Here is a 16,303-nt window from a genome sequence, read left to right as displayed (position 1 = left end):
CGCAGGCAAGCCAGCTCCCACNCCGCATCCTCATGTTGAAAATCGGTCAACTGTGGGAGCTGGCTTGCCTGCGAAAGCGGTCTCAAGGACGCTGCAAAAACGCCTGATGCATCTGGTCCAACGTCTCGAAATGCCAGGTCGGTGCCTCGGCACTCAGCTCTTCAAAACTACCAAACCCATACCCCACGGCGGCCGAATCCAGCCCATTACTGCGTGCGCCGATCAGGTCATGCTTGCGATCACCGATCATCAAGGTGGTGGCCGGGTCCAGCCGTTCCTCACGCATCAAATGCGCGATCAACTCGACCTTGTTGGTACGCGTGCCGTCCAGTTCGCTGCCGTAGATCACCTTGAAGTACTTGGCAAAGTCGAAATGCCGCGCAATCTCGCGGGCAAATTCCCACGGTTTGGAGGTGGCTACGTAAAGCTGACGCCCTTGGCTGTTCAGCTCTTCCAATAACGGCATGACGCCGTCGAACACGCGGTTTTCGTACAGGCCGGTGACCTTGAAGCGCTCACGGTAGAAATTCACCGCCTCCCATGCCTTGGCCTCGTCGAAGGCGTAAAACTGCATGAACGCCTGCAGCAAGGGCGGGCCGATGAAGTGTTCGAGTTTGGTCAGGTCGGGCTCATCAATGCCCAGTTTGGCCAGGGCGTACTGGATCGAACGGGTAATGCCCTCGCGTGGGTCGGTGAGGGTGCCGTCCAGGTCGAACAGGACGGTGGGGTGATGCAGGGTCATTGATCGAATCCTTCAGCCAGGTGCAGGTCTTTGAGCTTCACGTAGTTCGCAGCGCTGTAGGTGAAAAAGGCGCGTTCTTTGTCAGTCAATGCGCGAACCTGTTTGACCGGGCTGCCCACATACAAAAAACCACTGTCGAGTTTCTTGCCTGGCGGCACCAGGCTGCCGGCGCCGATGATCACGTCGTCTTCGACCACGGCGCCATCCATCACGATACTGCCCATGCCGATCAGGACGCGGTTACCCACGGTGCAGCCATGCAGCATGACTTTGTGGGCGATGGTCACATCGTCGCCGATCAGCAACGGGTAACCCTGCGGATTGAACGGCCCGGCATGGGTAATGTGCAGCACGCAGCCGTCTTGCACGCTGGTGCGCGCACCGATGCGGATGCGGTGCATATCGCCGCGAATCACCGTCAGCGGCCAAACCGAGCTGTCAGTGCCGATTTCGACATCGCCGATCACCACCGCCGAAATATCGACAAACGCCCCGGCGCCGAGGGTTGGCGTGTGGTTCTGATAGGTGCGAAGGGTCACGATAGCCTCTCTCTCTTCTGCTGATAGCTGCGGTGGGTGTTGATTGTAATTAAGATGGCCCCATCTTTGTTCTACATGTTTCTTCAGCCAAGGTGCCCACCGTGAGCGCGAACAACCCTCTTTTGCAGTCCTACGACCTGCCGCCGTTCTCGGCGATCCGTGCCGAGCACGTGCAGCCGGCCATCGAACAGATCCTCGCCGACAACCGCGTGGCAATCGCAGAGATCCTGCAAAGCCAGGGTAAAAATCCGACGTGGGCAGGCCTGGTCCTGGCCATGGATGAACTCAATGATCGCCTTGGCGCGGCCTGGAGCCCGGTCAGCCACCTCAATGCCGTGTGCAACAGCGCCGAACTGCGCGAAGCCTACGAGGCGTGTCTGCCGGCATTGAGCGCCTACTCCACCGAAATGGGCCAGAACCGTGAGCTGTTCCAGGCCTTCGAAGCCCTGGCCAACAGCCCGGAAGCTGCCGGTTTCGATGTGGCGCAAAAAACCATTCTGGAACACTCCCTGCGTGACTTCCGCCTGTCTGGTATTGATTTGCCGCCGGAGCAGCAAAAACGCTACGCCGAGGTGCAGAGCAAGCTGTCCGAGTTGGGCAGCAAATTCTCCAACCAGTTGCTGGACGCCACCCAGGCCTGGACCAAGCACGTCACTGATGAGGCGATACTTACCGGCCTGACCGATTCGGCCAAGGCGCAAATGGCTGCCGCCGCCCAGGCCAAGGGCCTCGACGGCTGGCTGATCACGTTGGAATTCCCCAGCTACTACGCCGTCATGACCTACGCCCAGGACCGCGCCCTGCGTGAAGAGGTGTACGCCGCCTACTGCACCCGTGCGTCGGACCAGGGCCCGAATGCCGGTCAGAACGATAACGGCCCGGTGATGGAGCAGATCCTCGACCTGCGTCAGGAACTGGCCCAATTGTTGGGTTATGCGTCGTTCTCCGAGCTGAGCCTGGCCACCAAGATGGCCGAATCCAGCGACCAAGTGCTGAGCTTCCTGCGCGACCTGGCCAAGCGCAGCAAGCCGTTCGCCGCCCAGGACCTGCAGCAACTCAAGGCCTACGCCGCCGAGCAAGGCTGCGCTGATCTGCAGAGCTGGGACAGCGGTTTCTACGGCGAAAAACTGCGTGAGCAGCGCTACAGCGTGTCCCAGGAAGCGCTGCGCGCCTACTTCCCCATCGACAAAGTGCTGGGCGGCCTGTTTGCCATTGTGCAGCGCCTGTACGGCATCGAGATCGCTGAGCTTAAAGGCTTCGACACCTGGCACCCGGATGTGCGCTTGTTCGAGATCAAGGAGAACGGCGAGCACGTCGGACGCTTCTTCTTCGACCTGTATGCCCGCGCCAACAAGCGTGGCGGTGCCTGGATGGATGGTGCCCGTGACCGCCGCCGTACCCTTGATGGCGTGCTGCAAAGCCCCGTGGCCAACCTGGTGTGCAACTTCACCCCGGCCGACAGTGGCAAGCCTGCACTGCTGACCCACGATGAAGTCACCACCCTGTTCCACGAATTCGGCCACGGCCTGCATCACCTGCTCACCCGCGTGGAGCACGCCGGCGTATCCGGTATCAACGGTGTGGCGTGGGACGCGGTGGAACTGCCGAGCCAATTCATGGAGAACTGGTGCTGGGAGCCTGAAGGCCTGGCGCTGATCTCCGGCCACTACGAAACCGGCGAGCCCCTGCCCCAGGACCTGCTGGAAAAAATGCTCGCGGCGAAAAACTTCCAGTCCGGCCTGATGATGGTGCGTCAGCTGGAGTTCTCGCTGTTCGACTTTGAACTGCACGCCACCCATGGCGATGGTCGCAGCGTGGCCCAGGTACTTGAAGGCGTGCGCGATGAAGTCTCAGTCATGCGCCCACCGGCCTACAACCGCTTCCCCAACAGCTTCGCTCACATCTTCGCCGGCGGTTATGCGGCGGGTTACTACAGCTACAAATGGGCGGAAGTGCTGTCGGCGGACGCGTTCTCCAAGTTTGAGGAAGACGGCGTGCTCAACGCCCAGACCGGGCGTGCCTTCCGTGAAGCCATCCTGGCCCGTGGCGGCTCCCAGGCGCCGATGGTGCTGTTCGTCGATTTCCGCGGACGCGCGCCGTCGATTGACGCACTCTTGCGCCACAGCGGCTTGAGTGAGGACGCGGCAGCATGAGTGAAGGGCCTGTGATTACCAAAAAGCAATTTATCGCCGGGGCGGTCTGCCCGGCGTGCAGCGAGCCGGACAAGTTGAAGATGTGGACCGAAGACAGCGTGCCGCACCGCGAATGCGTGGCCTGCGGGTATACCGATACGCTGAATGATCAAGGCCTGTCGGTGCCCAAGGAATTGGGCACTAGGGTCAATACCACCGCGTTGAAAGCGCCGGCCGATCCTAAGGTGCAGGCAGTGCAGTTCTTCCCGAACCCGAAGCTGAAAAAAGACTAAGCCGGCACTCACTGTAGGAGCGAGCTTGCTCGCGAAGAACTCAACAGCGCGGCGTTTATCCAGGAAAACGCGCGTTATCGTTAACGTTCTTCGCGAGCAAGCTCGCTCCTATAATTTTTTTTCTTCCTTACCCGTTGTGGTGATCCAGCCTTTCATTGAGCACAACGCAAAGGCGCTGGTGCTGCAATCCCCATTCGCCAAAGCTGTGCGCAACTTGTCGACATCGGCTTTCATCATGTAGCGAACGCCATCCTTGAAACCATTGCTGCTGCCAAAGCCGCCCAAGGTCATTTCGTTCAGCGCGTCCTCCTTGCTCCACCCTTGAACCACCACCCGATACATCGCTGCCATCAGGCCGGTGCGGTCGGCGCCGTGCTTGCAATGCATCAACACCGGGCCATCGGCCTCTGCTGCCTGAATCGCTCTGATTGCCGCCAGCACGTCGGCATCGTCGACGTGGTTGGTTCGATAGCTCAACTGCACCTGTTTGATATCAGAGGATTGGAGCCACTGCGTATCAGATTCTGGCAGGAAGTTGATGACCGTAACGATCTTGAGTTTTTGCAATAACGGCAGCGCACGTCCATCCGGCAATGCGCTGCGATAGAGCGTGGGTGTCATCTGGTGCAGGTTGTATTGGTTACCCACCGGCTGGGCCCACTCCGGCGAGCGGATCGACGCAGCCTCATCGGCTTGTACGGTGCTGAACAGGCTCATGAGCGCCAGGCCGAGAACGAGGAGTAAGCGTGTGTTGAACATGAACGTCGTGACCGAGCTAGGAAGTGGCTGATGGGCCGCAGATTCACTTAAAGCGGGTCAATACGGCGTGAGGTCCGTGTCAAAGAATCGTGATGCTTGCGATCTGATCCGGTGTTTTTGTCACCGAATCGACGCCTCTGAATTCTTAGCCTGCTATCATTTGTAACTAATGTTTGCCATTGTGCTGTGTCTGCTTGGATCCAATTAGCGGCAAAGCCTTCACGCTGCTCCCAGAAGCGGCGGATAAACCCGTGACCACATGATGAGGTGTACCTATGTCTGATCAAGATCAAGACAACCCCCGGCGTGACTTTTTACGCAAATCCTTGACCTTGATCCCGGTGGTCACGGTTGCCAGCACCGGCCTTGGCGGTTCGATGTTGATGGCCACTCCGGAACCGGCCCAGGCCGAGCCGGCCAAACCCGCGGTCAGCGACAAAGCCTACGAGCCAAGTTATTTCACGGCCGAGGAATGGGCGTTTATCAACGCCGCCGTCGAGCGCTTGATTCCCGCTGACGCCCAAGGCCCAGGTGCCTTGGAAGCTGGCGCGCCGGAATACATCGACCGCCAGATGAACACCCCTTACGCCAGTGGCGCCCTGTGGTTCATGCAAGGCCCGTTCAACGCTGATGCGGCGCCGGAGATGGGCTGGCAAAGCAAATTGGTACCCAAGGAGATCTATCGCCTCGGCATTGCTTGTACGGATGCGTGGTCGAAAGCGTTCAACGGTAAGGCTTTTGCTGCGCAAGACAGCGCTACCCGAGACGATATGCTTAGGCGTCTGGAGGCTGGCGGCAGCGAAGTGGCGGCGCACTTCGACGCGGTGCCGCCCAAGATGTTCTTCAACCTTTTGCTGCAAAACACCAAGGAAGGCTTTTTCTGCGACCCTATCCACGGCGGTAATAAAGGCATGGTCGGCTGGACCATGATCGGCTTCCCCGGCGCCCGCGCCGATTTCATGGATTGGGTGGAACGCAACGAGCAATACCCCTTCCCGGCTGTTTCCATTCGCGGCGAGAGGGCGTAAACGTGGCGACCATCATGAAGAAAGTGGATGCAGTGATTGTGGGCTTCGGCTGGACGGGCGCGATCATGGCCAAAGAGCTGACAGAAGCGGGCCTCAACGTGGTAGCGCTGGAGCGCGGCCCGATGCAGGACACTTATCCAGACGGCAACTATCCCCAGGTCATCGACGAATTGACCTACAGCGTGCGTAAGAAGCTGTTCCAGGACATCTCCAAAGAAACGGTGACCATTCGCCACAGCGTGAATGACGTCGCCCTGCCCAATCGTCAGTTGGGCGCGTTCTTGCCGGGCAATGGCGTTGGTGGTGCGGGGTTGCACTGGTCGGGCGTGCATTTTCGCGTCGACCCGATTGAGCTGCGCATGCGCAGCCATTACGAAGAGCGCTACGGGAAGAACTTCATTCCCAAGGACATGACCATCCAGGACTTCGGCGTCAGCTACGAAGAGCTGGAGCCGTTTTTCGACTATGCGGAAAAAGTCTTTGGCACCTCCGGCCAAGCCTGGACGGTCAAGGGCCAACTGGTCGGTGAAGGCCGTGGCGGCAACCCCTACGCGCCGGATCGCTCCAACCCGTTCCCGCTGGAGGCGCAGAAAAATACTGTCTCCGCCCAGCTGTTTCAGAAAGCGGCGACCGACGTAGGTTACAAACCTTACAACCTGCCTTCGGCCAATACGTCGGGGCCGTACACCAACCCCTACGGTGCGCAGATGGGCCCGTGCAACTTCTGCGGGTTTTGCAGTGGCTACGTGTGCTACATGTACTCCAAGGCTTCGCCGAACGTGAACATCCTGCCGGCCTTGCGCCAGGTGCCCAACTTCGAGCTGCGGCCCAATTCCCACGTGCTCAAGGTCAACCTCGACAGCACCAAGAAGAAAGCCACCGGCGTGACCTACATCGACGCCCAGGGCCGCGAGTGTGAACAACCGGCTGACCTGGTGATTCTTGGCGCCTTCCAGTTCCATAACGTGCGCCTGATGCTGCTGTCCGGCATCGGCAAACCCTACGACCCGATTACCAACGAGGGTGTGGTAGGCCGCAACTTCGCCTACCAGAACATGGGCACCATCAAGGCGTTCTTCGACAAGGACACCCACACCAACAACTTTATCGGCGCGGGCGGCAATGGCGTGGCCATCGACGACTTCAACGCCGACAACTTTGACCATGGCCCCCACGGCTTCGTGGGTGGTTCGCCGATGTGGGTCAACCAGGCGGGCAGCCGGCCGATTGCCGGTACGTCCAACCCGCCGGGTACGCCGGCCTGGGGCAGTGCCTGGAAGCGCGCCACCGCCGATTACTACACCCATCAGGTCTCAATGGATTCTCACGGTGCCCATCAATCCTACCGGAGCAACTACCTGGATCTGGACCCGGTTTATCGCGATGCCTACGGCCTGCCGCTGCTGCGCATGACCTTCGACTGGCAAGAAAACGATATCAAGATGAACCGCTTCATGATGGAAAAAATGGGCAAAGTGGCCCAGGCCATGAACCCCAAGGCCATCGCCGTGCTGGGTAAAAAGGTTGGTGAGCATTTCAATACCGCCTCCTACCAGACCACCCACCTCAACGGCGGCGCGATCATGGGCACCGACCCGAAAACCAGTGCGTTGAACCGCTACTTGCAGAGCTGGGATGTGCACAACGTCTTTGTCCCTGGTGCTTCCGCTTTCCCACAAGGCTTGGGCTACAACCCTACCGGCCTGGTGGCAGCGTTGACCTACTGGTCGGCTCGCGCGATTCGCGAGCAGTACCTCAAAAACCCCGGCCCGCTGGTTCAGGCATAAGGAGCGATGACCATGAAAGCACTCGTTATCGCCTCCCTGGCGCTGTTCAGCAGCTGCTCGATCAGCGCCGCCGAAACCGATCTGATCAAGCAGGGTGAATACCTGGCGCGCGCCGGCGACTGTGTTGCCTGCCATACCGCCAAGGGTGGCAAGCCCTTCGCTGGCGGCCTGCCGATGGAAACGCCTATTGGCGTGATCTACTCCACCAACATCACCCCGGACAAGACCGGCCTGGGCGACTACAGCTTCGAGGATTTCGACAAGGCCGTGCGCCATGGTGTCGCCAAGAACGGTAGTACGCTTTACCCGGCGATGCCTTACCCGTCTTATGCACGTGTCAGCGACAGCGATATGCAAGCGCTGTATGCGTACTTCATGAAGGGGGTCGAACCGGTTGCCCAGGAAAACAAGGACAGCGATATTCCCTGGCCCTTGAGCATGCGTTGGCCGTTGGCGGCCTGGCGCTGGATGTTTGCCCCGGCAGTCGAGGCGCATCAGCCGCAAGCCGCTGCCGACCCGGTGATCGATCGCGGTGCCTACCTGGTGGAAGGTCTCGGACATTGCGGCGCCTGCCATACGCCGCGTGCCCTGACCATGCAGGAAAAAGCCCTGAGTGCCACGGACGGCAGCGCCTTCCTTTCTGGCAGTGCGCCGTTGGAAGGCTGGATTGCCAAAAGCCTGCGCGGCGACCACAAGGACGGCCTCGGCAGCTGGAGCGAAGAGCAACTGGTGCAGTTTCTCAAGACCGGCCGCAGTGACCGCAGTGCGGTGTTCGGCGGTATGAGCGATGTTGTCGTCCATAGCATGCAGTACATGTCGGAAGATGACCTGACCGCTATCGCGCGATACCTCAAGAGCCTGCCGGCAGTCGATCCGAAGGACCAGCCGCACCAGTACGACAAGCAGGTAGCGCAAGCGCTCTGGAAAGGTGATGACAGCAAGCCGGGCGCCTCGGTGTATATCGACAACTGCGCGGCCTGCCACCGTACCGACGGCCATGGCTATACGCGGGTATTCCCGGCGCTGGCGGGCAACCCGGTGTTGCAGACGGCAGATGCCACGTCGTTGATCAACATTGTGTTGAACGGCGGCACCTTGCCGGCCACCCATGCGGCGCCATCAACCTTCACTATGCCAGCGTTCGCCTGGCGTCTGTCGGACCAGGAAGTGGCGGATGTGGTCAGTTTTATCCGTGGCAGCTGGGGCAACCAGGGCGCGCCGGTCAAGGCGAGCGATGTGGCGGACCTGCGCAAAAACGATCTGCACACCACCTCGGGCGATGACCTGGGGCAGGTGACGCAAAAGCACTGATAAGTTCGCTGGCCGCCCAACGGCACTGGTCAGAAACCTCGCGCCTCGATACTGTATATAAAAACAGTATCGAGGCGTTTTCATGTCTACTGCGCTGCCGCCCCGTGGCCGGGGTACGGCCACCAATCTGCATAATCGCTTTGCACCCACCGTCAGCGTGGCCGAGGACGACGGTTGGTATCAGGAAGTGCCGCCGACCCAAGGCACCGAAGTGCGTATCGAAACGGCCAAGACCATCATCACCCGCAACAACTCGCCGGACTTGCCGTTTGATCGGTCGATCAACCCGTATCGTGGTTGTGAACATGGTTGCATCTACTGCTATGCGCGGCCCAGCCATGCCTATTGGGACATGTCGCCCGGGCTGGACTTTGAAACCAGATTGATTGCCAAGAGCAACGCGGCCGATGTGCTGGAACAGCAGCTGTCCAAGCCGGGCTACGTGTGTGCGCCGATCAACCTGGGTTCCAATACCGATCCGTACCAGCCAATCGAGCGCGAATACCGGATCACCCGGCAAACCCTTGAAGTACTGCTGCGCTACCGCCACCCAGTGACGATCATCACCAAGGGCTCGCTGATCCTGCGCGACCTCGACCTGCTGACCGAGTTGGCCCGCCAGCGCCTGGTGGGGGTGATGATCAGCCTCACCAGCCTGGACGACGAGCTCAAGCGCATCCTGGAACCGCGCACGGCGGCCCCCAAGGCACGGCTGCGGGCGATTCGGGTAATGCGCGACGCAGGCATCCCGGTGGGCGTGCTTTGTTCGCCAATGATCCCGATGATCAACGACAGCGAGCTGGAGAGCCTGCTTACCGAAGCTCACGCGGCCGGCGCACAAAGCGCGGCGTATATGATGCTGCGCCTGCCGTTGGAGGTGGCGCCGTTGTTCGAGGAGTGGCTGGCGGCCCATTACCCCCAGCGAGCAACCCATGTGATGAGCCTGGTGCGTCAAGTACGCGGGGGTGAGGTGTATGACAGCCGGTTTGGCGTGCGTATGCGCGGTGAAGGGCCGTTTGCCGATTTGCTGGCGCAGCGTTTCAGCAAGGCGATCAAGCGTCTGGGGCTGAATCGGCGGGAAGGGTTCAACCTTGATTGCACGGCGTTTTGCCCACCGGGCAGGCAGATGGCTTTGTTGTAGACTGAGGGAGAGACGTGCACCTTTGCTGTAGGAATAGTCGCGTTTTGATATCACTGAAACCCGCGTTCTAGAGCGGTTCATTCAGTTTGAGTTAAGTTTCGACGGTTACCTTGTTCAGCGAGTGACTGATGAGTCGGCGGCCTGGCCGGTGCTTGTTTTACAACTATTTCACCGCCATGGCGTCGAACTGACCTGAACCCTCCCCTGCATTGATCAAGAGGATGAATCATGAGTGACAAGGATAAACAGCCGTTGGCTGCGTCGGCTTCAGCCCCTCAGGTGGCGGAATCCGCCGATGCAGCGCTGCAGCATATCGTTGACGGCTTTTTGCATTTCCATCACGACGTCTTCCCCCAGCAGGAAGAACTCTTCAAGAAACTCGCCACCGCCCAGAGCCCACGGGCGATGTTCATCACCTGCGCCGACTCGCGCATCGTGCCCGAGCTGATCACCCAGAGCTCCCCAGGCGACCTGTTCGTGACCCGTAACGTCGGTAACGTGGTGCCGCCCTACGGCCAGATGAACGGCGGTGTTTCCACGGCTATCGAATACGCTGTGCTCGCCCTTGGCGTACAGCACATCATCGTGTGCGGGCATTCGGACTGCGGCGCCATGCGTGCCGTGCTCAACCCCGACAGTCTGGAAAAGATGCCGACGGTCAAGGCCTGGTTGCGTCACGCCGAGGTCGCCAAGACCATGGTCCATGACAACTGCGACTGCGCCAACGAAGGTGAGAGCATGGCGGTGCTGACCGAAGAAAACGTCATCGCCCAACTGCAACATTTGCGTACCCACCCTTCCGTGGCTTCGCGCATGGCCAATGGTCATTTGTTTATCCATGGTTGGATCTACAACATCGAGACCAGCGAAATTCGGGCCTACGATGCGGACAAAGCGGCGTTCCGACCGCTGAACGGCACCGAGCCGATCCCTTCAGCGACGCCTAAAGCGCGCTTCTAAAACACTTCCCTGCCGGGTAATGCGGTGGCTGCCATGGATGCAGCCAGGCTTTACCGCGCCCGGCGAATGCCTCGGGAGAGTCATCATGCGTGCTGCTCAATTGAAAGCTGTATTGCCACGGGAGCTGCTCGCCTCGGTGGTTGTTTTTCTGGTCGCCTTGCCACTGTGCATGGGCATCGCGATTGCGTCCGGCATGCCGCCGGCCAAGGGCCTGATCACTGGCATCATCGGCGGCCTGGTGGTGGGCTGGTTGGCCGGCTCGCCGCTGCAGGTCAGCGGCCCGGCGGCGGGTCTGGCGGTGCTGGTGTTCGAGTTGGTGCGCCAGCACGGCATGCTGATGCTGGGGCCGATCCTGTTGCTGGCCGGCTTCCTGCAATTGGTTGCCGGGCGTTTGCGCCTGGGCTGCTGGTTTCGCGTCACCGCGCCGGCGGTGGTCTACGGCATGTTGGCCGGGATTGGCGTGTTGATCGTGCTGTCGCAGGTTCATGTGATGCTCGACGGCGCGCCCAAGCCTTCAGGGCTGGATAACCTGGCCGGCTTCCCGGCAGCGCTGGCTGCAGCAATTCCTACCTTCGGCGGCGGGCTCGGCTGGCAGGCTGGCGTACTTGGTTTGTCGACGATGTTGGTGATGTACCTGTGGGACAAATTCCGCCCGCAACAACTGCGGTTTGTACCTGGCGCGTTGCTTGGCGTGGGCCTGGCGACTGTTGCCAGCCTGGTGCTGGCGTTGCAGGTCAAGCGCGTGGAAGTCCCGGAAAACCTGGCGGACGCTATCGACTGGCTGCGCCCCAGCGACTTGCTGAACCTGGCGGATCCACAGTTGCTGATCGCGGCATTCGCCGTGGCGTTTATTGCCAGTGCCGAAACCCTGCTGTCTGCCGCAGCGGTGGACCGCATGCACAGTGGTCAACGTTCGGATTTCGATAAGGAATTGTCGGCCCAAGGGGTGGGCAACATGCTCTGCGGTCTGGTTGGCGCTTTGCCCATGACCGGCGTGATCGTGCGCAGCTCGGCTAACGTCCAGGCCGGGGCAACCACGCGTCTGTCGGCGATGTTCCATGGCCTATGGCTGCTGGGTTTCGTGCTCTTGCTGTCGAGCGTGCTGCAGAGCATTCCGGTCGCGAGCCTGGCGGGTGTGCTGGTGTACACCGGCATCAAGTTGGTAGACATCAAGGCGTTCAAGGCGCTAGGCCGCTATGGGCGGATGCCGATGTTCACCTATGCGGCCACGGCACTGGCAATCATCTTCACCGATTTGCTGACCGGTGTGCTGGTGGGGTTTGGGCTTACATTGGTGAAGCTGGCGTTCAAGGCGTCGCGCCTGAAAGTCAGCCTGATCGACCTGCCCCAGGAAGGTGAGATGGAGCTGCGTTTGACGGGGGCGGCAACCTTTCTGAAGGTGCCGGCGTTGACTCAGGTGTTGTCGGCGGTACCTGCGGGGACCACCCTGAATGTGCCGTTGAGCAACTTGAGTTACATCGACCACTCTTGCCTGGAGTTGCTGGAAGAATGGGGCCGGGCCAATGCGGCCAAGGGCTCGACGTTGGTGATCGAGGCTCGCGGTTTGAAGCGTCGGCTGGAAGGTCGGGTGAGAACGACAGTGGGGATCGGCTCAGCGCCTGCCTGACCTCTCAAAAAACTGTGGGAGCCGGGCTTGCCCGCGATGGCGCTGGTTCAGTCAACTAATCTGTTGGCTGATACTCCGCCAATCGCGGGCAAGCCCGGCTCCCACAGTTGATCTTTGTAAGCCGGACGATTTACGCAGGTTGATCCAGCGACAGCTCAACCCCAAGCTGGCGCGACAGGCATGGCCAGCGCTTCCAGGACGCTTCGGTCTGCGGGCTCTTGAGCTGTTCGCGATAGGCCTCGACCGATTCCAGCGCAAAGCTTTCCTCGTTAAGCATCTCATCCACCGCCAGGTGCACGGCTTCATCCAATTGGTTGGCGAAGTCTTCACCGATCAGTTGATGGGCGATCACGTTGGCCACGGTGGTATCCGCTGGAATCAGCGGCTGGCCAAAATGCTTGATATACAGATCGTTCACTTCTTCGACCAGGCGATGCGCCAGGTAGGCCTCATCCAGCAGGCCATCAAGGCCGTCGTGTCCGGCCAGAATCGCTGGTGGCTGCAGGAAAAAATGTTCAGCGATTTTCAGTACCGGTTTGATCTGGCTTTCAATCCCGGCCTCACGGGCCACGTCATTGGCGGCGTCGAGCAAATCAGGAACCAGATCGATGTAAGCGGTCACAAAACGGGTCATGACCATGTTGCGATCACCGTCAGCCAGGGCGATGGACGAATGCAGGTGCGGCACTTGTTTTTTCAGCTGGCTGACGAGCTGGCCGGTGCTGGCTTCGTGTTGATGGGCACGGGAAATCTGCTCGCGCAATGCGGCGGTGTTCATGAGGGCTCCAGTGAAGCAGGCGTAGGAAAAGGGAGAAGATAAGGTAGTTCGTTTATACGAGCGCCTAAGACGCATTTGTCATAATTATTTCATGGTTATAGGCAGGGGTTATATCGAAATGCCATCGTTCGTCGGATAAACGATTCCGCTGCCCATTTTACGGGCTCCGTCTGTCTGTTTCTATTGATTTGCCCCCACACATTGCGGGGTTGCTACGGCTGTCTATACTCGGTTTTGTACGCAATTAGCTGATGACGCCCAACTGCATGACGCAGGCAAGGCTTGGCGGTTGTAAGCAGTATGGAAGCCGCTCCCTTCGCCGCAGGTGCAAACCGGCGGGATAACAAGAAACATAAAGGGGAACCCGCAATGACGCGACATCCACACGTTTGGATGGGCCTCCTGTTGTGGTCGGTATTCGGCCAGGCGCACGCCGCCTGGACTACGAATATGGCGCCAGGGGCTACTGAAGTCAGCCACGCTGTGTTTGACCTGCACATGACCATTTTCTGGATCTGTGTGGTGATCGGCATCGTCGTGTTTGGCGCGATGTTCTGGTCGATGATCCTGCACCGCCGGTCTACGGGCCAGGTAGCGGCGAAGTTCCACGAAAGTACCACCGTGGAAATCCTCTGGACCGTGGTGCCCTTGCTGATCCTGGTGGCCATGGCCATTCCGGCCACCAAGACCCTGATCAACATCTACGACAGCAGTGAGTCGGATATCGATATCCAGGTCACCGGCTATCAGTGGAAGTGGCACTACAAATACCTGGGCCAGGATGTGGAGTTCTTCAGCAACCTGGCCACACCCGCCGAGCAGATCCATAACCAGGCCACCAAGGGCGAGCACTACCTGTTGGAAGTCGACCAGCCGCTGGTATTGCCGGTGGGCGCCAAGGTGCGCTTTCTGGTGACCGCCGCCGATGTGATCCACTCCTGGTGGGTGCCGGCCTTTGCGGTCAAGCGCGATGCTATCCCTGGCTTCGTCAACGAAGCCTGGACCCGCGTCGAGAAGCCCGGCATCTACCGTGGTCAGTGCGCCGAACTGTGTGGCAAGGACCATGGCTTCATGCCCATCGTGGTGGAGGTCAAGTCCAAGGCCGACTACGACACCTGGCTGGGCGAGCGCAAGGAGGAGGCCGCCAAGCTCAAGGAGTTGACCTCCAAGGAGTGGACGCTGGACGAACTGGTGGCGCGTGGCGACAAGGTCTATCACACCACTTGCGTGGCCTGTCACCAGGCTGAGGGCCAAGGCTTGCCACCGATGTTCCCGGCGCTCAAGGGTTCGAAAATCGCCACCGGGCCGGCCAAAGACCATCTGAGCATCGTGTATCACGGCAAGCCCGGCACCGCGATGGCAGCTTTCGGCAAGCAGCTCTCGGAAGTGGATATCGCCGCTGTGGTGACCTATGAGCGTAACGCCTGGGGCAATAACAAAGGCGACATGGTCACGCCCAAAGACGTGCTGGCTCTGAAACAGGCGGAAAGCAAATGACGACTTTCATTGCCAATGCCCTGAATCGTCCCGCTCACTCGCTTGCAGGAGAACGGCCATGAGCACCGTGATCGACCATGGTCATGCCGACCACGCACACGGCCCCGCCAAGGGCCTGATGCGCTGGGTGCTGACCACCAACCACAAAGACATCGGCACCATGTACCTGTGGTTCGCCTTCACCATGTTCCTGCTCGGCGGCTCGTTCGCCATGGTGATCCGCGCCGAGTTGTTCCAGCCGGGCCTGCAGATCGTGCAGCCGGCGTTCTTCAACCAGATGACCACCATGCACGGCCTGATCATGGTATTCGGCGCGGTGATGCCGGCGTTTGTCGGCCTGGCCAATTGGATGATCCCGTTGATGATCGGCGCGCCGGACATGGCCCTGCCGCGCATGAACAATTTCAGCTTCTGGCTGCTGCCGGCGGCGTTCCTGCTGCTGGTGTCCACCTTGTTCACGCCCGGCGGCGGGCCGAATTTCGGTTGGACCTTCTACGCCCCGCTCTCGACCACCTATGCCCCGGAAAGCGTGACGTTCTTTATCTTTGCCATCCACCTGATGGGCATCAGTTCGATCATGGGCGCGATCAACGTGGTCGCCACCATCCTTAACCTGCGTGCGCCGGGCATGACCCTGATGAAAATGCCGCTGTTCGTGTGGACCTGGCTGATCACCGCGTTCCTGCTGATCGCGGTGATGCCGGTACTGGCGGGCTGCGTGACCATGATGCTGATGGATATCCACTTCGGCACCAGCTTCTTCAGCGCGGCCGGTGGTGGCGATCCCGTGCTGTTCCAGCATGTGTTCTGGTTCTTCGGGCATCCCGAGGTGTACATCATGATCCTGCCGGCCTTTGGCGCGGTCAGCTCGATCATCCCCACCTTCTCGCGCAAGCCGCTGTTCGGCTACACCTCGATGGTCTACGCCACCGCGAGCATCGCGTTCCTGTCGTTCATCGTGTGGGCGCACCACATGTTTGTGGTGGGCATTCCGCTGGTGGGTGAGCTGTTCTTCATGTACGCCACCTTGCTGATCGCCGTGCCTACGGGCGTGAAGGTGTTCAACTGGGTCAGCACCATGTGGCAAGGCTCACTGACGTTCGAGACGCCGATGTTGTTTGCGGTGGCCTTTGTGATCCTGTTCACCATCGGCGGCTTCTCCGGGCTGATGCTGGCGATTGCCCCGGCGGACTTCCAGTACCACGACACCTACTTTGTGGTGGCGCATTTCCATTACGTACTGGTGCCCGGCGCGATCTTCGGGATCTTCGCTTCGGCCTACTACTGGCTGCCTAAATGGACCGGCCACATGTACGACGAAACCTTGGGCAAGCTGCACTTCTGGTTGTCTTTCGTGGGCATGAACATGGCGTTCTTCCCCATGCACTTTGTGGGGCTGGCCGGTATGCCGCGCCGAGTGCCGGACTACAACCTGCAGTTCGCTGACTTCAATATGGTCTCGTCCATTGGTGCCTTCATGTTCGGCGCCACGCAGATCTTCTTCCTGTTCATTGTCATCAAGTGCATCCGTGGCGGCCCGCCTGCGCCGGCCAAACCGTGGGATGGCGCCGAAGGCCTGGAGTGGAGCGTGCCCTCGCCGGCGCCGTATCACACCTTCACCACGCCGCCGGAGGTCAAATGAAGCCCTCCCTATACTCCCCCTGTGGGAGCGGGCTTGCCCGCGATGGCGGTAGGTCAGGCACTGAATC

At 60.0% G+C, this 16,303-nt stretch carries 14 protein-coding genes; 10 read left to right on the top strand and 4 right to left on the bottom strand.

What is annotated here, in order from left to right; genetic code table 11:
- Nucleotides 1-82: 82 nt before the first annotated feature.
- On the bottom strand, nt 83-742 hold the full coding sequence (locus ACTJLA_RS00345) for an HAD family hydrolase (protein ID WP_034129215.1): 660 nt from the start codon (nt 740-742) through the stop codon (nt 83-85).
- Entirely contained in the window at nt 739-1,281 is a 543-nt protein-coding gene (locus ACTJLA_RS00340; protein WP_054897248.1) for a gamma carbonic anhydrase family protein, read from the bottom strand. Before ACTJLA_RS00340 ends, ACTJLA_RS00345 begins: the two co-directional genes overlap by 4 nt.
- Before the next feature lie 101 nt (nt 1,282-1,382).
- Here ACTJLA_RS00340 and prlC point away from each other — a divergent pair, with 101 nt between their 5' ends.
- Complete coding sequence (prlC, locus tag ACTJLA_RS00335) at nt 1,383-3,434, top strand: oligopeptidase A (RefSeq protein WP_089041579.1); 2,052 nt, start codon at nt 1,383-1,385, stop codon at nt 3,432-3,434.
- Nucleotides 3,431-3,706: a YheV family putative zinc ribbon protein gene (locus tag ACTJLA_RS00330; RefSeq protein WP_020301415.1), complete on the top strand. Its 276-nt coding sequence runs from the start codon at nt 3,431-3,433 to the stop codon at nt 3,704-3,706. The genes prlC and ACTJLA_RS00330 overlap by 4 nt, the downstream gene beginning before the upstream one ends.
- A 108-nt stretch (nt 3,707-3,814) precedes the next feature.
- On the opposite strand, the gene ACTJLA_RS00325 is transcribed toward ACTJLA_RS00330, so the two are convergent.
- Nucleotides 3,815-4,465: a dual specificity protein phosphatase family protein gene (locus ACTJLA_RS00325; RefSeq protein WP_057975184.1), complete on the bottom strand. Its 651-nt coding sequence runs from the start codon at nt 4,463-4,465 to the stop codon at nt 3,815-3,817.
- A 275-nt stretch (nt 4,466-4,740) separates the two neighbouring features.
- On the opposite strand from ACTJLA_RS00325, the gene ACTJLA_RS00320 reads away from it, so the two are divergent.
- The 6 genes from ACTJLA_RS00320 to ACTJLA_RS00295 all read left to right on the top strand — a co-directional run bounded on the left by ACTJLA_RS00320 (nt 4,741) and on the right by ACTJLA_RS00295 (nt 12,319).
- The gene (locus ACTJLA_RS00320; RefSeq protein ID WP_054897245.1) at nt 4,741-5,493 is read left to right on the top strand and encodes a gluconate 2-dehydrogenase subunit 3 family protein; all 753 of its coding nucleotides are present in this window, start codon (nt 4,741-4,743) and stop codon (nt 5,491-5,493) included.
- 2 nt (nt 5,494-5,495) lie between these two features.
- Nucleotides 5,496-7,280, top strand: a complete 1,785-nt coding sequence (locus tag ACTJLA_RS00315) for a GMC family oxidoreductase (RefSeq protein WP_032894333.1) — start codon at nt 5,496-5,498, stop codon at nt 7,278-7,280.
- Nucleotides 7,281-7,292: 12 nt separating this feature from the next.
- Nucleotides 7,293-8,591, top strand: coding sequence for a cytochrome c (locus ACTJLA_RS00310; RefSeq protein ID WP_072445700.1), 1,299 nt, complete (start codon nt 7,293-7,295; stop codon nt 8,589-8,591).
- Between the two features lie 82 nt (nt 8,592-8,673).
- Entirely contained in the window at nt 8,674-9,732 is a 1,059-nt protein-coding gene (locus tag ACTJLA_RS00305; RefSeq protein WP_034129221.1) for a PA0069 family radical SAM protein, read from the top strand.
- A gap of 228 nt (nt 9,733-9,960) precedes the next feature.
- Nucleotides 9,961-10,692 carry a carbonic anhydrase gene (locus tag ACTJLA_RS00300; RefSeq protein ID WP_003187331.1) on the top strand — a complete coding sequence of 244 codons (732 nt, stop codon included), beginning with the start codon at nt 9,961-9,963 and terminating at the stop codon, nt 10,690-10,692.
- A gap of 85 nt (nt 10,693-10,777) precedes the next feature.
- Entirely contained in the window at nt 10,778-12,319 is a 1,542-nt protein-coding gene (locus ACTJLA_RS00295; protein WP_089041581.1) for a SulP family inorganic anion transporter, read from the top strand.
- Between the two features lie 130 nt (nt 12,320-12,449).
- Here ACTJLA_RS00295 and ACTJLA_RS00290 read toward each other — a convergent pair whose 3' ends face one another.
- Nucleotides 12,450-13,097: a hypothetical protein gene (locus tag ACTJLA_RS00290; RefSeq protein WP_003187334.1), complete on the bottom strand. Its 648-nt coding sequence runs from the start codon at nt 13,095-13,097 to the stop codon at nt 12,450-12,452.
- Between the two features lie 369 nt (nt 13,098-13,466).
- Here ACTJLA_RS00290 and coxB point away from each other — a divergent pair, with 369 nt between their 5' ends.
- Entirely contained in the window at nt 13,467-14,594 is a 1,128-nt protein-coding gene (coxB, locus tag ACTJLA_RS00285; RefSeq protein WP_032894328.1) for a cytochrome c oxidase subunit II, read from the top strand.
- A 58-nt stretch (nt 14,595-14,652) separates the two neighbouring features.
- Nucleotides 14,653-16,236 (top strand): cytochrome c oxidase subunit I, encoded by a 1,584-nt coding sequence (gene ctaD / locus ACTJLA_RS00280; protein ID WP_003187339.1) that lies wholly within the window; start codon nt 14,653-14,655, stop codon nt 16,234-16,236.
- Nucleotides 16,237-16,303 lie beyond the last annotated feature (67 nt).

The organism is Pseudomonas sp. 22072, from assembly GCF_052046095.1.
Lineage (GTDB): Bacteria > Pseudomonadota > Gammaproteobacteria > Pseudomonadales > Pseudomonadaceae > Aquipseudomonas > Aquipseudomonas paracarnis.
This window is presented reverse-complemented; position numbering and strand designations above follow the sequence as displayed.